Genomic DNA, 22,053 nt, shown 5'->3' with positions numbered 1-22,053 from the left:
TTGAGCCGGCAGCGCTGACCGGGTACGCGAAGCAGCTCGAAGGCGCGGCCGAGGACATGACCGCCATCAAGGCTACGTGGGCACTCATGCCAAAGAGGTGACCGGCGGCGAACTGATCCAGATCGCATCAGGTCCCCACCAGCAGGCGATTACCACGGTGAACGGCACGCTGACCCGCCTGGACACGATCGTGCGGGCTTCTCACCCGGAACTCACCGCAGCGGCTCGGTACTACCTCGGCACAGATCACCAAGCCGCGGCCGCCGTCGACGCGTCCCTACCGACCGCGCTCGGGCAGTGCCAGACGCCGCTGGAGTACGAGTTCAACGCGATCGTGTGCAAACCGGTCCCGTTCACCGACCCGCGACGGGTGACCGACCGGCTCACCGCGCCACCGGAGCCGGAGAATCCCTCGAACTCACTAGGGTTCATGGACTACCTCAGCCCGACCTCGTGGGCCATGAAGGGCTTCGACGTGGTCCTGGGCTTCGACCCCATCAGCTGGCTCCAGGAACGTTTCTCCGGCGACTGGGAAGCCGTCGCGACGATGGCGCCCGTTCTGAGCAACACCAGCGCCGGCCTGCACGACCTGGCCCTCAATATCCAGTCCGGCGCCACGACTTTGCATACGCTGTGGCAGGGCAACGCCGGTGACGCCGCGTACGACTACTTCACCGACCTGTCCACAATGCGGCCTGGTTGTCACCCAGTTCGTCACTCAGTTCAACTGAGCCGAATCACGGCCGGAGCTGATCCGACTGCGGATCGAAGCAGATCAGCCCGTGCTCCTCGGCCATGACCGCCATCTCCGCCGACACCTCGTCGGCCATACTCGGGCGTAGCGCCAGATAGATGATGGGGCCAGAGGCTTCGTCCCGCAGTGGTCCAGCCGCAAACGGGCTCACGTCGTCGAGGTCGTCTTCGGTGAGATCGACCCAACGCGCCAGGACCGAATCGACGAAGGATGCGATCCTCGCGGTGGGTGGCGTGTCAACTTCCTCCTCCAGATACCTCGTCGCTAGCGCTTGCAGGACGGTCCCTGCCTCCTGGTCAGTGGCCGGCCGATCGCCTTCCCACACTGCAAGGTCATAACTCACGTCACGAGTCTCCCGTACAAGTCGCGGCTACCACCCTTCCACCCCGTAATCCCTCGCTTGTAGGTCCTGGGCGGCCCGTCCGGCCCCGTCCGCCCGAGTCTGCGACCTCGGAAGGGCATCCATCGCGGCGCCGGGTCGTACTCGTAGCCCGGGTCGGTTGCGGTCAGCGTTGCTGTCAACAGGCGGGCGGGATCGGACCACGACCGAGGGATTCGCGGCGATACGGTCGGGCCGGGGCGTTTACCAGGTCAGGCGAGGCTCTCGGTCCGGGGTGGCTGGATTCTGTGGCGTCGGTCGCTGCACTTCGCTGCCGTACAGAAGCCACCCCGAACCAGGACGTGCAGACAACGAAGAGCAGGCTGGAATGACCGGACCGCCACCGCCAAGTCCTGTCGCCGATGAACGTCACTCGGTCACCGCTCATGCGGCGTCACCCCCATGGCCATCTCCCGCCACTCCCCCACGGTGGTTCGGCGAGCGTGGTTGTCCTTGACGGCCGACGGACGCGAACGATCCGCCGAGTACCTGCTGGCACTTCGTGCCAGCACCGACCGCGCAGCATGGTGATCCCCTACGGCGTTGACCGTCGTGTTGAAATCCGGGAACACCCCCATGGTGGAACCCGTACGTCCGGACGAGGATCGCAGATGAAAGGGGACATCTGCACCAGGTCGCGACGGCCAGGTGCGTGCTCATGAGGGGGCAACATCACCACCGTCATGCACCACAGGCCCCGCACCAGCCTCTATCGCTTGCGTGAGCACCGGCTCCTCGGCGGTGTCGCGGCGGGACTGGCATGCCACGTCGGCCTCTCCCCGCGAACACTGCGCATCACGTTCGTCGCACTCTCCGGCCTGTTCGACGCTGGTGTGGGGCTGATGCTTTACACCGTCTTCTGGACGGTGCTGCCTCAACAGCCTCCAGCCAATCAACCCACGCCACGCCGGGATCCGGCAGCCATGCTGCTCTACTTACTCCTCGGCGTCGCCGCAGTGACCGTATCGAGCATCGCCTCGGACACCCGCGACGAAGTCGACCTATCCGAACTGCCAGTGATCGCGATCGTGGCCGGCATCGGCGTGATCCGGCATTGCGCCGAGGCGTTGCGCCTGTCCAGAAACGACTGCCGCCTGTTGTGGCTGCGCGTGCTCGCCGGCACGCTGATGGTCACAGTCGGCGTCATCACCGGCGGGATGATCGTCGCGCTGATCCTGTTCATTATCGCCGCCGTCACCGCCGCGGTGCTGTGGCGAGGCATCAACCAGCTCCGCGCCGAATACCAGGCCCGCATCCGCGAGCAACACCACACCCGACTCGCCGCCGCGATTCACGATCAAACCCTGCAGAACCTCGTGCTCATGGAACGCAACGCATCCAACGTCCAACTGATCCGAGAGCTGGCGCATACGCAGGAACGCGCCCTGCGCGGATACCGGTGACTGCGGCCCAAACCGGGGAGGCGCCAGCTGCTAACCGTTTGACGCCGGCTCAAGCTTCTTTTACCGCTGAGGAAGCCACTACGGTGCCTTCGCAGGCTCGGCGCGACGACAGTGCCGTTGCCACCACGTCGTCCGTGCCTAGCGCGCCGAAACGGGCGCGGCTGCGCGTGCTCGGCAAGCCGCGGATCGAGGACCTCATCGCAGACGGACGCCGCGGGCAAAGGCTCTCGAACTGGCGGTGTTCCTCGCCGTCCACCCCGACGGCGCCGGCCCCCGCGAGATCGGCGAATATCTGGCTACAGGAACGAGTTTCGGCCCCATCTACGAGCGGGTTTTGGCTCCACATGTCGATCACCAACAGCCTTGATCGCGAAGGAGATTTGGCCCGCCCAAAGTCGGCGTCGCGCGTCCGATGACGCTGCTCGTCGGGCTTATGTGGTGGCGGGATGGTAGTCCAGACCATGGGCGGACGGCAGCAAGACGGCGGCGTACCGTTGATCAGCGGTGATGTCGGCGTCCCCATCGATCTCGAAGCCGATGAGGGCGCGTTGGAACGGCACGTCGGCGTACACGGTAGCGGCGACGTCTGCCAGCCACTGGTCGAGTTGTACCCGCCAGGTGAGTGACTCGACGCCGCTTCGTTCGTCGAAGGGGTAGCCGCCAATCCGGCGGTCGCTCCGGGCCAGCGCGCCGAGCGGCAGGTAGAGCTCAACCTCGTCGCCGTCTTCGTATCGGCCTGAGAACCCGCCGCAGACGACGCGGTCACCGGACGGCAAGGTCAGAGTGCCGCGTAGATGGCCGTGCTCGTGCAGCGCGGCCGCGCTCGGCTCGACCTCGACGAATCCGCGGCCGCTGGGGTGGCCAACCAGGCAGCCTTGGACGCCGGCGGCACGCCACACGGACCGTATCGCCCGGTCGAGCTTGTCGTCGTTTGGGACGCCTAGGCTCAAGGACAACTCATAGAATCCGCCGGTCCAGTTTTCCTCGTCGTTCATGTCGTCCGCGGTCGCCATCACACCAAGATTCACTATTTGACGATTGGCGTCACCCTGGTTGCTCGCACCTCCCACGGGAGGGGGCGAAGAGCCGTAGGGGGCGACGAGGTGGGGCCAACCCTCGTCCGAACCGATTGCCGGCCTAGACGAGTGGGGCCACAACTGGTTCCCAGATGGGGCCAACTCTCGGTTCTGTCCCGTGAAGAGTGATCGACGTCCGTCATGGCCGATCGTTGGGTGACGGTGTGATGAGGTCATCAGCCGCCTGCTGCGCATCTTGACGGGGTAGAGGTCAACGAGATCATCGAAGCCGGGGATGGCGTCGTTCTTCATGCTGCGGCGCGCGGCGCCGAGCAAAGCTGCCCGGCCTGCTCGGTCGCCTCGGGACGGGTGCATTCGAGGTATCAGCGTCGGCTGGCCGATCTACCGGTCGCAGGCCGGCTGGTCGAACTATGCCTCACGGTGCACCGCTTCTTTTGCGTCAACGCCGTGTGTGGGATGCGGACGTTCGCTGAACAGGTCGCCGGACTGAACCGTCGCCGAGCCCGCCGCAGCGAGCCGTTGCGGGCGATGCTGACCTCAATCGGGCTGGCGTTGGCCGGCCGGGCTGGTGTCCGGCTCGCCGCCAAGGTCGGGATCCGGACCAGTCGTAACAGCCTGCTGAGGCTGGTCAAAGCGATCCCGGACCCTGTGGTGGGCTCGGTGCGTGTGCTCGGTGTCGACGATTTCGCAGTCAAACGAGGCATCACTACGGCACCGTTCTGATCGATTGCGAGAGCCGCCGCGTCGTCGATCTGGTCCCAGGACGCGATGCGTCGCCGCTGGCCGAATGGCTTCCGCAGCACGAGTCTCCGGAGGTGATCTGCCGGGACCGGGCCAGCGCCTATGCCGAAGGCGCCCGGATCGGAGCACCGGACGCAGTACAGGTCACCGACCGCTTCCATTTTTGGCAGAACCTCGCCACCGCGGTCGAACGCCTGGTCGCCAAGCACAAAGGCTGCCTTGTCGAGCAGCCCGCCGCGGCGACCGCCGAGGCCGTGGAGGTCATTGATGGGCCGCAGGGCGCGATGGCGCAACGCCGTCGAGCTCACAACGCTCTGGTCCACGAGATGCTGGCGCAAGGAGCCGGCTTCCGGCAGATCGCCCGGCATCTGGGCTGGAAGCATCAAACCGTCTCCCTTTACGCCCGCGCCGCGACGTGGCAGGAAATGATGATCGTGCCCAAGCGGCGGGCAAGCCTGCTCGACCGATTCAAGCCCTACCTGAGCGAACGGATCGTCGGCGGATGCCTCAACGCTTCGGTGCTGCATCGCGAGGTCGTCGCACAGGGATTTACCGGCGGCTACGGCATCGTCCGGAACTTCGTTGAACAGCACCGGACACGACCCGACCTACGGACGATGCCGAAGTCGTTGTCGACACGGCAGGTCACCGGCTGGATCTGCCGGCACCCCGACAACCCTCACCGACCGCGACAATGGTCGCCTGACAGCGATCCTTGACACCTGCCCCGAACTACGAACCGCCGCCGACCTGGTGCGGTCCTTCGCCGCGATCATGACGACGCGGTCACCGCCTCGACGAATGGCTCACCTGCGCAGAGCGAGCCGACCTCCCTGGGATCAACCGCTTCGTCAACGGCATAAACTCCGACCTCGACGCGGTGACCGCCGGGCTGAGCCTGCCCTTCAATTCCGGGCCGGTTGAGGGCAACGTCAACCGCATCAAAATGCTCAAACGGCAGATGTATGGTCGGGCGAGCTTCGACCTACTCCGAAAACGCGTTCTGCTGAGTGCCTAGCCGGAGATCAATTACCGAAGATTCATGCTGTTCACCAGAACGTCGTTGATTGAAACTCAGTCCGGGTCTACACGATGGGTCAACGGTCATGCTCTCGCCCCCCGGATCCGGCGAGAGCCATCCGGTCACCCCGGTCGCTGGGCAGCAGCGCCGACCAGTCGACCTGCTCATACGAATCGGTCCCGGGCGGCAGGACCAAAATGAACCGCCACCGGTCCTGCCCGGTGGTCCCACACCACGCCCGGCCAGAGATGGACGGCTTCATCCCGCCGAAGTTGCACTCCTCAGCCATCAAGCCGTCGCACCAATTCCGCCGGAGCCGTTCGTCGGCGAATCCCTGAAACTCAGCGGTGATCCGATACTCAAGCCGCACCCAGAAGTCCTGCTCATCCACATCGGGTCCTCCCGATCGAGCCGCTCAGCCAGGATGCCCCGCACCGTCCGTGAAGACGTACGGAACTTGGCAGATTCATGCTCCAGCTCCTACGAATCCTGCTGAGCCGATCGCTTCGAAGATCGATCACTCTTCACGGGACAGAACCCAACTCTCGCCCGCGAAACCAAATACCTCGAGCCCGACGCCCGCATCAGTCAAGCCGACCAACGCGTACACACCAACGCCTCAAACCCGCGCCACGTCCTCAGCCGCGCCGGTACCGCCGACACCAAGAACGCGTACGTCATCAAGACCGCCGGCAAGTACCGACTCGACCCGATCACCGTCGACGTTGACGTGTGGAACCTGCGCGACCTGTTGCGCGACGCAGCCATCGCCGCCGGCCCGCGCCGCCGCGAACTACTCACCGCCGCCTGCAACCTGTGCTCCGCGCCTCTGGCAGACGGCCATGACTACGAATGGGTGCAACCGCACCGCGAGGCCATACGTCGCTGGGGCACCGAAGCCCACCTACTGCTGGCCGATGACCTCCTGGACACCGACCCGCAAGCCGCGTCCGACCTGCTCGACAAGGCCATCGGCCTTGACCACTACAACGAGGCGCTCTATACCAAAGCCATCCATGCCCGCCACGCACTCGGCGATGCCGACGGCATCCGAACCCTGCTGCGCGCCCTTACCAAAGCAGTCGCCGACCTAGACGCCGAACCCCGAGAAGACACGATCGAACTGGCCCATCAGCTCCGCAGCAGTCTGAACCGAACATAACCAAGAATCACCGTCCATCATGCCGCGCACTCGCCGCCCGGCGCGGCGGTTAGCCTCGTGCTACGCAACGTCGTTCGTCAGCGGGTCCACCACGAGGGGCGACCCGCACCCCCGACGACCGCAACGCCGCCCTCAACGACCTGGTGCAGCACACCGACGCCCACGGTCAACTCATCGACGACGTGATCAAATACCACACCGATCACGGCAACTACGCCAAGCCACCAGCGCACATGCTCCGCGACGACGCCCCGGACACCGCGGAAGACGCGCCGACCACCGAGCCGCCAAACCCCAAGAGAACCCGCCGCCCTCGCAAGCCGACGACCTGACCACGGACGGCGCTGGTCCAAAACTGCTTCACGTAATCAAGACGGCCCGGCCACGCCGGGCCGCGCACACGCGCTACAGCCGTTCCGGCCCCGCGCGCACGCCCACCAACACCGAACCACCAGCCAGGAGCAGCAGGCGATCTGCCGAGCGACGCCGTGACGATCGCCGAGTCAAGCAGCCTTCGACGGGCTTCCGGCGATCGACGCCGCACCGCTACGCGGCACGCCAACGAGCAGATCACCGCTCAACTCTGGCGCATAGATGTATCCGGATGCCTGCCCCTCCGTGGCGGCAACACACGCCGACCACGCCGCACCTGCACAGACTCTCGTTACTCTATGCAGTCGGGCACTGCAGGTCACGATCCGATGAGGCACAAGAGGCACAAGAGGCACAAGAGGCACAAGAGGCACAAGAGGCACAACGGGATTAAGCCCTACCAACGACAGCCCTCGACACTGTGCCTATGCTTCAAATTTCTTCCTCGTCTCTGACAGTTTTGATACGGCATTTAAAAGCGAGTCGCGAAGCCGGGATCGCTCCTCCTCGTAGCTTCCAACCAACCCGCCCGACGATCCAAACGAGGAAGAGTATGGGAGCCAAGCGTCATAGACCAGACGCGCCTGTTCATAACCAAGCATAGACAAGACGGCCAATTCCTTGTTGGACGAGACCTTCGCCTTGGCCTCAGAACCGAACCAAATACTATAGCGGGCACTCTCAGCAATCAGCATGCCCACGAGCTCGATGAGGTCGTTTCCTAGGATTTGGCTGGCTAGCATCTTGATTGTCAGGTTGAGCGCTGCGTTGCTTGTCGGTTCCCGGATTTCCGCAGGCGGGACCCACTCCTCTGGCAGATCATCTAGCCAGCCCCAGCCTTCAGGTAGCGTCATCATTCACCTCCGTGTCCTACCGCAGGAACACACCGAAACTCGGTCACCCATGTTTCTGGAGAAGCCACTTCGTGATTCCGAGCGTCGTATTTGGGACACCTTCGACCCCTCCCGCTTTCAAGACATTCCCACAGTACGTCACGCAGCTCTGCGACACCTCGTTATAAGGGCCAAGGTTCCTGCCAAGCGTGACCTCCTGATATGCCATGGCACCGCCGGGGTTCCGCAGGGGAATCCTCACATTGATTGTCGTGGGTGAGTGGGGTGCCGTCCGCAACGCCGGAATCGCATCTGTTCCGGTCGTTCCGAGCTGTTCCGTATGCAGAACCTCATCGCCATTTCTGATCGAAATAGTTGCGTGTCGTTCCACTGGATCCAGGTGAACGACTGCCTCCCCGCAGTTATGAACCAGGACGGGCGTGGTGCCGGCGAGCACATAGTACGTGTGGAGGTCGTTGACAGTGAGGGTGTAGGCGTCAGCTTTGTGGTGTTGAAAGTAGTCGAAGCCGGTGACGCGGGCCGTGCCGGTGGGGGTGCGTACCAGGTCGCCTGAGTCTAGTTCGTCGGCTTGTTGCCAGCCGCGGTCGGTTTGGTTCCAGAAGGGGTGGTCCTCGGTGGTGACGAGCTGGCTGCCTGCAACGGACAGGACGTAGAGGTCGTCGTCGTGGACCCAGACTTTCTCGATCTTTCGGGGGCCTTGTTCGCCGGTCTCCGGGTCGGTGGCGAGAACTTCGTCGCCGACCTTGACTTCGTCGAACGGCTTGGTGGTTCCGTCTGCCATCAGGACTGGGACGTCGGCGCCGAAGCTGCATGCGCGTCCTGCCCCCTTAGCCGCTTTGGCGAGAGGCACCATGCCGATGAGATCCATAGCGGCGCCGGCCCGGTCACCGCTGTTCCATTTCTCCTTGGCGAGATAGAGCGAGAAGGGTACGCCGGCCCAGGGAATCCAGCTCAGGAGTTCGGCGGATTCAACACGCGCGGCTTTCAGGAGGGCTTCCTTCAAATCGCAGGCGCCCATGTACTTGCACAGATATTCGCCGAAGGCGTCCGTCTTCTGTTTTTCGTGAAGGTCGCCATAAGAGCACGTGAAGCCGAAGCTGTTGACCATCCAGTCGCCACACGTGTTGGTATAGCTGACTGCGAATGTCTTGAAGTCGGGTAGGTCGGCGATGGTGCCGCTCGAGGTGGTGCCGTTTTCCGGCGCCGGATCGCAGGCCCACTTACGCCCGCAGCCGCCCGATTGTTGGGGTGCGTCGGTGTGTTTGCGGCCGCCTCCGAACTTTCCTCCGCCGGACTCGCCTCTGGCGACGCCGGGGGTGCCGAGGTTGCCGCCGCCCACACCGCAGTTGCCGGCGAAGTCGCAGTCGGCGAGGCCGCTGGGGTCGCTGAATGTGACTGGGTTGTTGTGGCTGTAGGCGTAGCCGTTCCACTGCTGGGGGTCAGCAAGGTTTTGGAGGGGATCGACGGAGATGAACCGGCCGATGGTGGGGTCGTACTCGCGGGCTCCGAGGTGGGTGAGGCCGGTGTTGTCGTTGGTGCCGCCGACAAACCCTTGGGTGTTCGGCCATTCCACTGCTTCGCCGCGTCGGTTGCCGTAGGGCGTCTGCCGGCGGGCGGCTACCTTTTGGGTGTGCGCGTCGATGGCCAGTGCGGCGGTGCCTTGGTGATCGTTGGACAGCCAGGTGAGTCCGGCGATGGTGCGTGACGCCACGGTCGATCCGGCGAAGCCGTAGTAGCGGGTAGCGGCTGCGGTGGCGGCGCCGGGGGTGGAGCGGATTTCTTGGTTGCCGAGGTAGAGGGTTCGCCCGCCTGGGTCGCGGCGGACGAGTCGGTTGCCGTCGGCGTCGTAGATGTAGCTGGTCGTTCCGGTGGTGTCGGTGGTGGAGTCCAGGTGGCCTTCGGGGTCCCAGGTCATGGTCTGGGTGCCCGCGGGCGAGGACGGTCGGGTGAGTGTGTTGCCGGCTTCGTCGTAGGTGTAGCTGCCGGTGCGGGCACCGGTGACGCCGGTCAGTGCGTGTGGGCGTACGGCGGAGCTTCCCTGGGCCGGGTACTGGTAGTCGGTAGTTTTGTCGCCGCTCGTGTCGTGCACGGTTTCGCGGGTGCGGTTGCCGACCTTGTCGAACCGCCAGCTGTGCCAGTACGGGGCAGGGCCGCCGAGTTTCGTGGCCGACGGCGCGGCGGTGCAGTTGCCGTCGGCGGGTGTCCACGCTTCGGTCAATCGGTCGAGGTAGTCCGAGGTGAAGCACTGGTTGTCATCGGCAGGATCGGGCGCCGCGTCCGCGATCTTGGTGATGTCACCGGCGTTGTTGTACTGGTAGGTGCTGTCCGCGAGGACGTAGGGCGCGACCGAGTCACGATCGGTGCGGATACCAGTCAGTCGGCCGGTTTCCAGCTCTCGCTTGTAGGCGGTGAATACGCGCCCACGCGAGCCGGTGTAGAGCTCGATCTGGTCGAGTTCACCGAGTGCGTTGTAGTCCGTGTCGGCGACGTAGGACAGGTTCTGGGTGCCGTAGAGACTCTTGACGGTGGTGGGCAGCCCGAGATCGCTGTAGGCGTAGGTGAGGGTTTCGGGATGCAGGTCCGTGTTGGTGCCGGGGATGCTGGTCGACTGGACGGATCCGTCGATGTTGTAGGTGGTGTTGTAGTTGTAAATGCCTGCCAGGCCGGTTTCGCTGGCCGGGATGATGATCTGGGTGTTGCCTGGCTGGTAGGTGTCGTTGTAGTCCAGAATCTTGGACTGGTACGGAGCCGACCCAACGAATCGCGTCGACTGGGACAGCTGTCCCTTGGCTACGGTGTCGTAGATCCACTGTGCGCGGAGGGTGCCGCCGACCTGGTTGTCGTATGCGGCGCGCTTACGGCCGAGCGGGTCGTAGAGGTAGGCGATCTTCTTCCCGCGCGCGTCGGTCGTGGTGAGGATGTTCCCCGCGTTGTCGTAGGTAAAGGTTGTTGCGCCCTTGTCGGGATCGTCGGCTTTCGTCATCCGGCCGCGGCTGTCGTAGATATAGGTCCAGTCGTTGCCCAGGGTGTCGGCGATCTTGGTTTGGTAGCCGCGGCGGTCGTAGGTGTAGGTGGTGGTGTCCCAGCTGCCGGCCGTTGACGGGGTCGGGGTGGCACCGTGGTACTGCCGCAGCTGCACGGTGCGACCGCGGGCGTCCGTGACGGTGGAGGTCGCGGTGCCGCCGGCGGGCGGGGTGACGTCCGTGCGGTCACCCGAGTACGAGGTGGTCGTGCGCCACCGCTCGAAGCCGTAGGGCTGGAAGATCTGGGCTTTGACGCGTCCGGCGCCGTCGTAGATGCTGCGGTTCTGCTTGGGCACGAACGCGCGGTCGGTAGCGGCCAATAGTGTGCCGCCGGGGGTTCCGGTGGTGTGGTAGGCGCCGAAGCTGAGGGTGGCGCGGCCGACGGTGTCGTAGAAGTTCTCGGTGACGATCCTGCCGCCGGACGGCGACGGAGCCTGGCTCTGCCGCGGCCGCAGCATCCCGTCGTAGAGGGTGTAAGCCCGGTTATATGCACCAGCAGCGTTGAGCACCGACGTCGTGACCACGCTCGGGGCGTTGGTGCGGATGTCGTAGTCGTACGTCATGTTGGCGGTGTCGGTGTTCTTGGCACGACCGGGTTTCCACACCGCGATTACTCTGCCCAGCGGGTCGTACTTGACGTCGGTGCGTTTGCCGTTGGGGTCCACCGCCGCGGTCGGCGCTCCCCACGCCGGTTCCACGGTCGCCGTGGTCGCGTGGGTGAGCGGGTTCGTCGTGAGGATCGAGGTAGCCGGAGCATCGACGGCAGGGGTGTAAGCCGTAGTGCTCTTGTGGTTCAGGGCGTCCCAGGTAGCCGTGCTTCGACCGTGGACGTCATAGCTCTGTTTTGCGATGACGGTGAACGTCGGCGCACCGTTGTTCCAGGCCGACATCGTCTGCATCTGGGTCGATTGGCCCTTGGCGGGGGTTGCTTCGAAGGCCTGGTTGTCGAAGCTGGTCCGGGTTTCGCCGATCACGTCGCTCTCGGTCAGCGTTCCGCCGGTCGCGGCGCACGAGACTGCATACGACTGGGTGCGGTGAACCCGGTCCAGGATCCAGGCGTTGGTGTTGCGCGGGGTGTAGTCCAGTTTCGTGCACTGCTCGTCACCGGCGACTCCGTCCGCGCCGAGGTCGTCGACGGTGACAGGCATGCCGTACTCGTCGAAGCTGGTGACAGTCTTGGTCACCCGTTCGCCTCGGCCGCCGTCGAGCGCGGTGTGGTTGGTCACCGTACCCGTGGCGGTGTAACGGGCAGTCACGGTGTCGTTGTTGAACGTTCGTGATGCAGTGGGACCCGACGCCCAGGGCGTGTTCAGGGTCCGCGTCACGACCGCCCCACCGGGCCCGTTGAGAGTCTTGGCCTCCCGGGTCATACCGGCGAACCAGTCCTCATCGGCGATACCGTCGATGCGCACCGACTTGGTGCCGCCGTCGCTGTTCAGACGGTCGCCGTTCATCCCCCGGAAGTAGCGGCTCTCGGCGTAGGTCTGCTCGCCCGGATCCCCCACCGTGACACCGACTCGGCCATAACCGCGGAAGTCCGACCAGGTCTTGTACTTCTTCTTCACCAGACCGTCGTCGTCGGTGTAATGCCACGCCGCACCGTCGTAATAGTCGTAGGAGTACACGACGCGGGGACTGCCACTCGGCGGGGCTCCGCCGGTGTTGTCATTCTCGTAGACGGTGGTGACCACGTACTTGTTGAACCAGTCGGTGACCGGGCTGCTGTAACCCTCCGGTTCCCAGCGCACCGGGTAGCACCGTCGGGTGTTGGTCGCCGGGTCGGGCTTCGGCTCGCCGGCCTTGCAGTCCTGATCGGAATACACGACGCTGATGGAGCCACCGGATTCGGTGCGGATCTGGGTGATCCGCATGCGATTCATCGCGGCCGAGTGATCACCGATTTTGTCCACCCGGTTGGCCATCTGCACCGGCGTGAAGTCGATGTCCGGCACCGCGGCGCTGCCGCCCACCAGACCGGTGTGGGACAGTTTCGACAGCCAGAGGCCGCCGTCGTTGCCGTCGCCGGGGTCAGGGAAGGTGTGCGTCAGCGTCCACCGCTCCACATCGCGGTAGCCGGTGCCGTTGCGGATCTGAGTGGTGACACTCGCCAGCCGCTTGGTCGACCAGAAGCTCGGCGCGAAGTTGGCCGTGCAGGAGTCACCGGTACAGGCGGCGTCCCAGGGAACATCCGGCCAATGAACAGCGTCGTGGGTGCCGCAGTCCTTGGTGCACCGGTCGGCAGCCTTGAAGTCGACGCGCAGCGGAGCAGAAGTTTGGTGCACCGAATCGGTGCCGTTGACCTGCCGCGTACCGTAATCGATGCGCTCCAGCCAGCTGGAGCGGTCGTACTGTGCGGCATCGTCGGCCTTCAGGTTCCGGCCGTACTTGTTGGTCTCCTTCTGGTACCAGTACGACATGGAGTTGCCGTTGCGGTCCACGACATAGTCAAGGTTCCACCGCCATGCCTGAGCACAGTCGGAGTCAGCGAACGCGGTCGCGTGGCACGGTTCGTTCGGGTCGTTGCCGAACACCGGAACCGTCGACGTCGAGTTGGTGACCGGTTTCCCCGCCGTCCAGCCGGGCAAGCGGTTCAGTCCGAACCAGTACTGGTTGCCGTCAGCGGTGGTGACGACCCAGTATTCGCCGTTGTTGTCGCCATTCGTTGCGTTGACCTTGCGTTCGATCCGGGAACCGTCCTCGGAGCGCAGATGCCAGCGCTTGTCGGTCGAGTTGTAGAGCAGCTCACCAGTGTGACCAGGCAGCGACAAGGTGGCGTTGTCGGTCTCCCAGCAGAGATCACCGGTCTTCGTGTCGTTGTTGGCCGAACCATCCATGTCTTTGGCGCAGGTCTGATAGCGGCGCTCGATGAATCCGCTGAATCTCCCTCCGAAGCCGTCGCCGGTCCAGGACGGCTGGTTGTTCGAGGCCGCGTGCTGACCGTCCACGGACTGCGACGAGTACGACAGCGCGAGCTGCGGCGCCGGGCCACCGATCGCGGGCGGGGTCCGCATCGCGTACGACCAGGAGAATTCTCCGGTGTTTCCGCCTGCCGCCCAGGTCGCCGAGGGATTCAACGAACTCGCCGCGTAGTCACCGGTGGGTCCGGACGCCGCCGCCGTGGCAGCCACCAGCCTCGCCGCGCTGCTGACGGTCACCTCGGCCGACACCGTCTTCGCTTTCTGATCGTTGCGCGAGGGCAGCGGCGTCGGCGCGCACTCCTTCTTCGCCGGCGTGCTCAGAGCGCAGGACGGCAGCGACACCAGTCGCAGCCGGCTCGCCCAATCCGCGCCGTAGGCGGTGGCGAACGCCTTGTAGTCGACCGTGACCTTGGTTTGCCCAGCGTCGGCGCCACCGTCGGCACGGCCGAGACGCATCGTCACACCCTTGACCCCGGCACGCTCGGTCGAAGCGCGATCGAGCATCTCCACCCGCACGCGGGTCGGCGCAGGCACCTGGGCCGATCGCGCGTTCTGCCGGCCCTCAGCCACCCTGCCTTTGGGCGTCCCCCGACTGTCCGGCTGCGACACCCGGATCGGCAGGTCACCGACCTGACCGCCGGCAGCGCCGGCGGCAACCTCAACCACCTGGGTTCCAGCCTTCGGCCACTGCGGGGCAGGGCGCGCCGTTGCCGGCGCCGGCTGCTTACCGAGCGCTTCGGGCTTAATCTTGGCTGCCTTGACCGGCACCTTCGGCACCGGCTTCACGGCCTCAGGGCGGTGTGGCTTCGGCTTCGCGGCCTGCGCCGCGGGGACCTGGCTGAGGCCCACCACCAGGGTCGCAGACAAGGCCGCCGCGAGAATCGCACGCACACGAGGCGCGAAGTTCTTCTTCGGTATTGGGCCGGTGGGCAGCGGTGAGGTCACCCCGGAGCTCCGATCAATGCGTGTTCAGCGAAAGAGGAAGTCGAGAAGAGCGGTTGACCCGGCTAGTCGAGGGGAGCCGTGCGGGGAGGGCCGGGTGTGTCCCGCTCCTCCCCGACGTCAACAGGAGGAGGGATCGCGGCTGAGTGACAGGTCCACCTTCACGTCACCAGCCGCCTTGTTGACCTTGGCGGAGGCGTCCGGGCCGGGGCACTGTCCGGTGCCGTCGGAGACGGTGAGCTGGTAGGGGCCGGGCGTGACGCCGGTGAACTGGTAGCTGCCGTCCGCCCCGGTGGTCACGGTCCGGCCGCCCGGAGTCAGCGTGACCGTGGCCCCGGCGATCGGCGCGGTGGTGTTCGTTTCGGTGACGATGCCGGCGATAACGCCCGGTGGCGCCGGCTGGTAGGTGATAGAGCTGTTCGCCGTGAGCGTCGGTGTGTTCACCGAATAGTCCTGGGCGACGTCCGTGGACTTCGCTTCGATGCCGACTCGAGCGCCGGCGCCCTTCTGCCGGTCGGTGGTCATCGCCGCGTAGTGGAAGGCGATCGTGCCGTTTTCGTGCAGGATCGTTTCGAACGAGGTGCGTTCGCCGTTGTCGAGCAGCACGTTGCGCCACTCGATCACGAAGGAGCGGTTCGGTGCGGTACCGAGCGTCTGCGTCCACATGCTCGCTGCCGCGTCGACGGTGACGTCGTCCCAGAACGGGTAGGCATGGCCGCCGCCGACGGCGACGCGCCCATCGGTGTGGACGGTGGCGACGGTCGAGGACGCTCCGTGGAACTGCATCGAGAACGGCAACGTGACGTCCGTGTTCTTCGCCGACCCGGTCAAGGCCAGCTTGGTGCCGGCGTTGACATATCCGCCGGTGCCGAGCGTGCACCGGTATCCCATGGACCCGTAGTCGGGGCCGAGCTGCAGGTTCGTTGTGGTATCGGCGGCCAGCTCCACCTGGATCTCGGCCTTGTTGCCGCAGCGCGGAAGATCCCGGCTAGTAACGGTGTAGCTGTCGGCGACGACCCCGTGGAAGGCGTAGGTGCCGTCCGCTGCGCTGGTGGTGCTCAGCCCGCTCGGGTCGAGCGTGACCGTCGCTCCGGACACCGCCGCGCCTGCCGCGTCGGTCACCTTGCCGGTGAGGCTGTGCACCTCCAGGTCGGGCGCGTCTTCGGGCCGGGTGAAGACGATCGCGTTGCCGTCGGCGAGCACTGGCTCTTGTGCGGCGTAGGAGAATCCGTCGTCACCGGTCGGCGCCTCGATCCCGACCAGGGCGCTCTCGCCGCGTTCGGCGGCGTTGTCCAGCCCGCTGTAGTTGATGGTCACGGTGCCGTCGAGGCTGAGTGTGACGGAGATGTTGAGGCGTTGAGCGGTGTTGGCCTTGCGGTGCACGTTGCGCCACTCGACCACGGCCTGCGTGCCGGTCATGGTCGTGCGCACGCTGGCGGCGCTGTCGACGACTAGGTCATCCCAGAAGGCCGCGACCACGGCGTTCGGTTCGGCCGCCGCGATCAGTCCACCTGTACCCGGGTTCGGGTGTGAGCGGCCCGGGTCGGTGAATGACAGCAGACCGTTGGTGTCCACCCATGCCGTGCGGTATGCCCCGCCGTAGAACGGGAACGCGAACGGCAACGTCACCGCGGCAATCGCGTTGTCACCGCTGAGCGGCAGGACCGTGGTGCCCGTGGCGAACGTCGTGGTGCGCTCCGCGCAGGTGTGTCCCAGCTGGTCGCTCTTGCGGTAGAGGAGAAGGTCCAGGTTGAGGCCCTGCCCGTCGACCAGGAACGGCTGGCTGCCCGCCATTCCACACCGGCCCCCGGAGGCCGCGTGCACCGTGTACGCGCCTCGGGGGATGTTCGCGTACGCGTAGCCGCCGTCGGCGTCGGTGGTCGTCTTGTGACCGCCGGGTTGCATGGTGACTGTGGCTCCCGGCGTGCCCGCCCAGGTGATGGCGTCTAGCACCGAGCCGGACAGGCTGCCGCCCGGCAGCACGGTGAACTGTTCTCGGTTTGCTGGGCCGGTGCGGACCCCGTTGTCGGCGGCGGCGTAGAGCTGCCGGTCTCCGGTCTGGGTGCCGACGGTGAGGGTGAGCGTCGCGGTGCCGCCCGGGGCGTTGGCGTTGACCGTGCTGCCGAGGCCGGCGCCGTCGACGCTGTATTTGAACCGGGTGACGTTGGTGTCGCCGCCGGCGTCGAACTTGATCGCCAGTGTGCCGCCCGCGGAGGCTTGCGCGCCGTCGGGGAAGCTGATGGCGGGTTGCTGCGGCACCGCGAGGTCCGCGATCTTGGCGGGGGTCACCGCGTAGTTGTAGACGCGTACGTCGTCGATGAGGCCGCGCCACTTTCCGTCGTCGGCGCCGTTCCACAGACGTCTACCGATTTGGATCGGTCCGTTCGCGTGGAAGGTCGCGCTGACCGTCGGAGTGGAGGACTGCGCGACGCCGTTGACGTACAGCGTCATCTTCTTCGTCGCGGCGTCGTAGACGCCTGCCAGGTGGGTCCACTTGTTCGCCACGGCGAGGCTGTCCGACCAGGTGGCGGTGATCCCGGGGTTGTCGATGTCGGCATGGGACAGGGCAATGACCCACTTTTTGTGCTGCCCGGCGAAGCCGAGCCGGAAGGCGGCCGATCGGGTGCCCACGGCCGAGACCGCGGTGGGCTGCCAGGGGTCGTCAACGTTGTTGATCTTCACCCAGGTCGCCACGGTGTAGGTGCCGTCCGTGCGGACCGTGGTCGCCGCCCCGGTGTCAGGGTGCGGGTAGGTTGCTGGGCCCGCGGTGGCGGCGTATCCGTTGGCGTTGAAGGAGAGGGCGTTGCCGACGTTGCCGCGCCCGGGGACCCGGGTGCTGTTACCGGCCAGCGTTGCCGTGTTGCCGTGCCCGCTGGCGTCGGTAGCCGTGGTCGTTCCGGCTGCCTCTTCGAAGGTCCATTCCGCTGCCGGGCCCATCCCGGCGCGCACCGTGAACGTGTACGTCGACGGTGCCGCCGAGAATCGGCCGGCCCGGTCCTTGGTCCACACCCGTAGCGTGCTGACACCGTCCTTCGTCGGCGTCAAGGTGAGGGTGGCGCTGCGATCGGTGTTCATCGGCAGCGGCTTCGCGGCAAGTTGTTCACCGGAGTCCAGCGTCCAGGCATAGCCGACGACATCGTCGGTCCGCGTCGAGGGAGCGGCGACCTTGAAGGTGCCCGGCTGTCCCACCCCGCCACTCGGATTTGTCGCTGAGTACTCCGCCGAGGTGATCGCACCCGGGTTTGGTGGCGGTGTCTTGTCCACGGTGAACTCACACGTGCCGGACCATGTCTCGGCGACGCCGTCGGAGGTCTTGGCCTGCCAGACGTAGGTGGCGCCGTCGGTCAGTCGCCCGTTCGGTACGGTGCCGGTCACCGTGGTTTTGTTACCGGTCGACTGCTGCACCCGGTTGCTGTCGCTGCGCGAAGCCCCCCTCACCCACCAGTAGAAATAGGTGGTCAGCTCCTTCGGCGCGTCCGGGTCCTGCTGGTAGCCGGTCAGCTTCACGTCGGTGGTCCACAACACGTACGGCCGGCCCGCCCCGACGACGCAGTCCTTGCTGTCCGATTTGCGGTTGCTCAGCGCGGCCGGCGGCTTATTGTGGGTGACTATGAGCTTGGCGGTGGAATGCTTGAACCGCTTCCACTGGTTCTTGGTGCCCTCGTCGGCCGCCCGCAGGCCCAGCGTCACCGTGCTCGCGCCGCTGGTCACCATCTTGGTCACATCGAACTCGATCTCGCCCGGGCCATCACAGCCGTGCACCGACCCATACTTGCGCTTGGCCAGGACCTGCGCCGTGTACGAGCCGTGCCAGGTCGGCTGGTTCTTCCACGTCGTCGACGAGGAGATACCGCCGGTCTTCCACACCTTCGCGTTACTCGCCGGTTTACACGTCCACGACCACATCTGCTGAATGCGGAACTCGGCCTTGGACACCTTGCCCGTGACCTTGCTGGTGTCCATCCGGAAGAACGAGCGGACGGTGAAATCCGCGCAGCCGCTGCAGTTCTCGGTACGGCCCGCACCCGCCGCGCCCAACGCGCCGGCGTTGAACAGGGCCGTGGAGTTCTTCCAGAACGACGTCGTCGGATAATTGCTGAACACCGACGTCCACGCATTGCCCGAGATGCGCCCAGTGACCTGCGGGTCGATGTACACCGGGAACCTCGTCCGCGGATCGGCCAGCATCTTCATATCCGGCGTGATGGTGACCGCACTGTCGCTGACCTTAAGCGGCATCACCGCCCGCGTCGACCGCTCAGCGTCGGCAACCGGCTGCCGCTGCGGCCCCGGGGCTTGCGCCGTGGCCTCCGGCGCTGGAGTGGAGTCCCACATCACCGGTGCCGGAGCGGTGAAAATCTCCACCCCGCTCGTGTCCTGTGCCCGCAGACCCCCAGCAGCCGTGGAACTGATCTCCAAGCCCTTGGTGCTCAGTCCGAACTTCAACGACTTCAACTCGGGATTCTCGGCTGCTTCCCGGGTGTGCACCACGAGGACCTCGGAGAACCCGGTCACCGACGCGGTCACCTGCAGATCCACTTCCGGTAACACGTCACGGTAGACGGCGGTGTCACCCGCCAGTTCGGGGGCGGGGAGGTTCGAGGGCCAGGACAGTGCCAGCTCCTTGGCCTCGCTGCCCAACCTCCCGATGAGGGTGTCGCCACCCCCGGAGAAGGTCATCGGTAGCACCGCAGCCCGCGGCGACACCCCCGCCGCGGTCTTGGTCAGCGTCGTATCGACCGGCACCCAGTCATAGCCTTGACGGACCCGCTGCGGCTCCACACTCTGCTCCAGAGTGCTTGAACCGTCTGGGTTGGAGAAGACTTGTGCGTACTCGGTGCGCTCGGCCAGGACCTCGACCGGTGCCTGGCAGACCACCGCCATCCGGCTCGCCGCGACCTCGTCGGCTTGCACCAGCTCGCAGGACGACGGCCCCGCCACCGCCGGCTGCGCGAAACCCACCACAGCCAGCCCCGCGCTCAGCAGCGTCGCTGCCGTCGCCGCGGCGGCACGCTTGTAGAACAGCACGACGCGAGTGCCCATCACCGATGTCCCCCGTAACCCGATGCCCAGTCGAGGCACTCTAGAGAGCGAAGATCAACGGTGTAAACCCCAATCGGAAGCAGGGAATACACCCCACCGTCACAGCCCGCAGCGACGTGGAGCGCAGTACCGACTACCCGGTACCTGCGGACCTGGGCAGCAGCGCATGCAGACATGTCACCCGCCGCCACCGAGCGTGTCCAACGATGAGAAAAACTCACTCAAGATTGCAACCCATGCGGAGTGATCCCCCAGATCGTGAGTAGCGCGGGACGACGAAGTCCTCGAGACTGACACCCCTTACACAAGATCAACGCTGTCGCGGTGCCGGATGGTCGCGTCCAGCACCGCATGGGTCCAGGAGTCACGCGCGGCGGGCCGGAAGACCGGTCAGCGCGCTACAGCCGCGCACTCTGACGACCGTGGAATACGGGCGTGGAATGAGGTCGTCGCCTTCAGGAAGTACCAGGTCTACCGCAAGGCCACTATGCCGTACGAAGAAAGGTTCAAGGTCAACCAGAAGCCGCTTTTGAGCCTGTCCTGCGGCATCTCATTGCGTGCTCAGCGGCATGACAGCGCGTTCGGCTACCACGTCGCTTGAAGTCCAGCCATCGCAATCAGGCGGACCGGCGGCGGGTCCACGCCTCGGACACGACCGAGCCCGCTTCGGGGTCGTCCACGACGAGTACGAGCTGGTTGTCATGGTCGCTGTACATGATTTCGATGTTGACACCGGCGTCGGCCATCAGACGGGCGATCTCGCCTAGCTGGCCCGGCGTGCCTTGGTCGAGCCGTTGGACCAGCGGGGCGCGGCAGTCCGCGACGTGGAAGCCGGCCGCTTCCAGGGCCGCTCGGGCGGCGTGGCCATCGTGGAACAGAAAGTGCGCGACCGCCTTGCCGTCCACGACGAACATGCCGCCGCCTTCGACGCTTACGCCGGCGGCGCCGAGGGCTTCGCCCATCGAGGCAAGGGTGCCCGGCTGGTTGTCCAGGCGGATGGTGAGATCATGCATCCCGGGTAACTCCAGAGGTCGCGGTGGTGCTCATTGATGGAATCGGCGGCTGTCGGCGGGGGCCTCCGCGCGGTCGTCTCGGCCGTAATCCCTGATCACTTCGGCCATCCGAAGCCGATAGTTGGTGAACAGCCGACCGCGGCCGAGGGCCTGGACCCGACGGTGCGGTGCGGCGTTGCGCCAGGCGGTCACAGCGTCCTCGTCGCGGAAGAATCCGATCGCCACGAACTTGCCCGCCTCGCTGACGCTCTGAAACCGTTCGATCCCTTCGAAACCGTCGACCGTCGGCAGCAGCTCGCGCAGCGTGGCTGCCTCATTCAGGTACTGCTCGCACGCCGTCCGGTCGGCAGGGTCGAACCAGAACTCGAAGATCATTGCGATCATGGTGTTCCCGATTGTTCGGCGGGGTCCGACTCGGGGCCAGGGGTGTCCATGGTTGTAGTGGCCTCCCGGCGAGACGATGGTGTTGACCGGATGAATTTAGGACGGCAATGTTTGCGTTAGCATCGAAACGTGGATGTGGACGTGGCCGCTGTGGCCGGCCTGCTCGCCGACCGGACCCGCGCCGACACGGTGGCGGCGCTATTGGACGGTCGGGCGCTGACCTCCGGAGAGTTGGCCCGCGCGACCGGGGTATCGCCCCAGACCATCAGCAGCCACCTGCGAAGGTTGCTCGACGCCGGCCTGCTCGCCGTCGAGACGCAGGGTCGGCACCGCTACTACCGTCTCATCGACGTCAGGGTGGGCAGGGCCTTCGAGGCGCTCGCCGCGCTGGCCCCGGTCCGCCAGGTCCGCTCGCTGCGCCAGTCACGGATAGCCGCCGAGTTGCGCCTGGCCCGAACCTGCTACGACCACCTCGCCGGCAAGGTGGCGGTCCTGCTGACCAACGCCCTGCACGAGACCCACATCCTCGTGCGGGCGGACGACACGTACGTTCTCGGCAAGAACGGGACGCCACGCCTGACTGATTTTGGGCTGGACATCGAAACACTGCGGCGCACCCGCCGCGCATTTGCCCTGCCATGCCTGGACTGGAGCGAGCGCCGCCACCACATCGCCGGCGCCGTCGGCGCAGCCCTGCTCACGCGCATGCTCGAGCTTGGCTGGCTAAGCCGCCACCCGAACAGCCGAGCGGTACGCATCGAAGAAACCGGCCGGCGTGGGCTGATGGAGGTCTTCGGGTGCGACCTGCTTATCGACACCGAACCCACGGCACCCGGCCCGATCGCGCCGCCGGTCCCCGCATCACGTTGCTGATCGAACACGGCCGAGCGGCCTGCCTGACCTCGCGCTGGAGCCGTCGCTGCCAGGGGCAAGAAGCCAGGACGACCGCTGAAGTGGCCCGGCGGAACTTCGCCGGTGCCAGTCCCAGTCCCTCTCGAGCGGCCGAA

At 65.8% G+C, this 22,053-nt stretch carries 15 protein-coding genes and 2 pseudogenes; 9 read left to right on the top strand and 8 right to left on the bottom strand.

What is annotated here, in order from left to right:
- Positions 1 to 76: 76 nt before the first annotated feature.
- Positions 77 to 799, top strand: coding sequence for a hypothetical protein (locus AB0M36_RS01815; RefSeq protein WP_364150840.1), 723 nt, complete (start codon positions 77 to 79; stop codon positions 797 to 799).
- On the opposite strand, the gene AB0M36_RS01810 is transcribed toward AB0M36_RS01815, so the two are convergent.
- Positions 738 to 1,097, bottom strand: a complete 360-nt coding sequence (locus AB0M36_RS01810) for a hypothetical protein (RefSeq protein ID WP_364150838.1) — start codon at positions 1,095 to 1,097, stop codon at positions 738 to 740. The genes AB0M36_RS01815 and AB0M36_RS01810 overlap by 62 nt on opposite strands.
- 752 nt (positions 1,098 to 1,849) lie before the next feature.
- Here AB0M36_RS01810 and AB0M36_RS01805 point away from each other — a divergent pair.
- Positions 1,850 to 2,536, top strand: a complete 687-nt coding sequence (locus AB0M36_RS01805) for a PspC domain-containing protein (RefSeq protein WP_364150836.1) — start codon at positions 1,850 to 1,852, stop codon at positions 2,534 to 2,536.
- Positions 2,537 to 2,967: 431 nt separating this feature from the next.
- On the opposite strand, the gene AB0M36_RS01800 is transcribed toward AB0M36_RS01805, so the two are convergent.
- Entirely contained in the window at positions 2,968 to 3,549 is a 582-nt protein-coding gene (locus AB0M36_RS01800) for a hypothetical protein (protein WP_364150833.1), read from the bottom strand.
- Between the two features lie 282 nt (positions 3,550 to 3,831).
- On the opposite strand from AB0M36_RS01800, the pseudogene AB0M36_RS01795 reads away from it, so the two are divergent.
- The 4 genes and pseudogenes from AB0M36_RS01795 to AB0M36_RS01780 form a co-directional block, all read left to right on the top strand.
- A pseudogene (locus AB0M36_RS01795) lies at positions 3,832 to 3,999 on the top strand (transposase family protein); the annotation flags it as partial.
- A gap of 102 nt (positions 4,000 to 4,101) precedes the next feature.
- Complete coding sequence (locus AB0M36_RS01790) at positions 4,102 to 4,296, top strand: hypothetical protein (protein ID WP_364150830.1); 195 nt, start codon at positions 4,102 to 4,104, stop codon at positions 4,294 to 4,296.
- Entirely contained in the window at positions 4,293 to 5,033 is a 741-nt protein-coding gene (locus AB0M36_RS01785; RefSeq protein WP_364152209.1) for a transposase, read from the top strand. Before AB0M36_RS01790 ends, AB0M36_RS01785 begins: the two co-directional genes overlap by 4 nt.
- An 83-nt stretch (positions 5,034 to 5,116) precedes the next feature.
- Positions 5,117 to 5,332 (top strand): annotated as a pseudogene (locus AB0M36_RS01780) (transposase); the annotation flags it as partial.
- A gap of 79 nt (positions 5,333 to 5,411) precedes the next feature.
- Here AB0M36_RS01780 and AB0M36_RS01775 read toward each other — a convergent pair.
- Positions 5,412 to 5,726, bottom strand: coding sequence for a hypothetical protein (locus tag AB0M36_RS01775; protein ID WP_364150827.1), 315 nt, complete (start codon positions 5,724 to 5,726; stop codon positions 5,412 to 5,414).
- A 339-nt stretch (positions 5,727 to 6,065) separates the two neighbouring features.
- On the opposite strand from AB0M36_RS01775, the gene AB0M36_RS01770 reads away from it, so the two are divergent.
- A complete protein-coding gene (locus tag AB0M36_RS01770; RefSeq protein WP_364150825.1) occupies positions 6,066 to 6,497 on the top strand; it encodes a BTAD domain-containing putative transcriptional regulator in 432 nt (143 codons plus the stop codon).
- A 143-nt stretch (positions 6,498 to 6,640) separates the two neighbouring features.
- Positions 6,641 to 6,829, top strand: a complete 189-nt coding sequence (locus tag AB0M36_RS01765) for a hypothetical protein (RefSeq protein ID WP_364150823.1) — start codon at positions 6,641 to 6,643, stop codon at positions 6,827 to 6,829.
- Positions 6,830 to 7,294: 465 nt separating this feature from the next.
- Here the strand turns inward: AB0M36_RS01765 and AB0M36_RS01760 are convergent, their stop codons facing one another.
- From AB0M36_RS01760 to AB0M36_RS01740, 5 genes are all read right to left on the bottom strand, one after another.
- Complete coding sequence (locus tag AB0M36_RS01760; protein ID WP_364150820.1) at positions 7,295 to 7,723, bottom strand: hypothetical protein; 429 nt, start codon at positions 7,721 to 7,723, stop codon at positions 7,295 to 7,297.
- A gap of 43 nt (positions 7,724 to 7,766) precedes the next feature.
- Positions 7,767 to 14,120 (bottom strand): RHS repeat-associated core domain-containing protein, encoded by a 6,354-nt coding sequence (locus AB0M36_RS01755; protein ID WP_364150818.1) that lies wholly within the window; start codon positions 14,118 to 14,120, stop codon positions 7,767 to 7,769.
- A 606-nt stretch (positions 14,121 to 14,726) separates the two neighbouring features.
- Positions 14,727 to 19,649: a carboxypeptidase regulatory-like domain-containing protein gene (locus tag AB0M36_RS01750; RefSeq protein WP_364150815.1), complete on the bottom strand. Its 4,923-nt coding sequence runs from the start codon at positions 19,647 to 19,649 to the stop codon at positions 14,727 to 14,729.
- Positions 19,650 to 20,266: 617 nt separating this feature from the next.
- Positions 20,267 to 20,662 carry an amino acid-binding protein gene (locus AB0M36_RS01745; RefSeq protein ID WP_364150812.1) on the bottom strand — a complete coding sequence of 132 codons (396 nt, stop codon included), beginning with the start codon at positions 20,660 to 20,662 and terminating at the stop codon, positions 20,267 to 20,269.
- A gap of 30 nt (positions 20,663 to 20,692) precedes the next feature.
- The gene (locus tag AB0M36_RS01740; RefSeq protein ID WP_364150809.1) at positions 20,693 to 21,037 is read right to left on the bottom strand and encodes an antibiotic biosynthesis monooxygenase; all 345 of its coding nucleotides are present in this window, start codon (positions 21,035 to 21,037) and stop codon (positions 20,693 to 20,695) included.
- 138 nt (positions 21,038 to 21,175) lie between these two features.
- On the opposite strand from AB0M36_RS01740, the gene AB0M36_RS01735 reads away from it, so the two are divergent.
- Complete coding sequence (locus AB0M36_RS01735) at positions 21,176 to 21,919, top strand: helix-turn-helix domain-containing protein (protein ID WP_364150806.1); 744 nt, start codon at positions 21,176 to 21,178, stop codon at positions 21,917 to 21,919.
- Positions 21,920 to 22,053 lie beyond the last annotated feature (134 nt).

The organism is Actinoplanes sp. NPDC051346, assembly GCF_040682215.1.
Taxonomy (GTDB): Bacteria; Actinomycetota; Actinomycetes; order Mycobacteriales; family Micromonosporaceae; genus Actinoplanes.
The sequence above is the reverse complement of the archived record's forward strand: the minus strand, read 5'-3'. Positions and strand labels throughout refer to the sequence as shown.

Coding starts and splice junctions, on each gene's coding strand:
- AB0M36_RS01740 (WP_364150809.1), bottom strand. CDS start 21,037: ATGATCTTCGAGTTCTGGTTCGACCCTGCCGACCGGACGGCGTGCGAG.
- AB0M36_RS01755 (WP_364150818.1), bottom strand. CDS start 14,120: ATGCGTCTCGGCCGTGCCGACGGTGGCGCCGACGCTGGGCAAACCAAG.
- AB0M36_RS01750 (WP_364150815.1), bottom strand. CDS start 19,649: ATGGGCACTCGCGTCGTGCTGTTCTACAAGCGTGCCGCCGCGGCGACG.
- AB0M36_RS01760 (WP_364150820.1), bottom strand. CDS start 7,723: ATGACGCTACCTGAAGGCTGGGGCTGGCTAGATGATCTGCCAGAGGAG.
- AB0M36_RS01800 (WP_364150833.1), bottom strand. CDS start 3,549: ATGGCGACCGCGGACGACATGAACGACGAGGAAAACTGGACCGGCGGA.
- AB0M36_RS01745 (WP_364150812.1), bottom strand. CDS start 20,662: ATGCATGATCTCACCATCCGCCTGGACAACCAGCCGGGCACCCTTGCC.
- AB0M36_RS01790 (WP_364150830.1), top strand. CDS start 4,102: ATGCTGACCTCAATCGGGCTGGCGTTGGCCGGCCGGGCTGGTGTCCGG.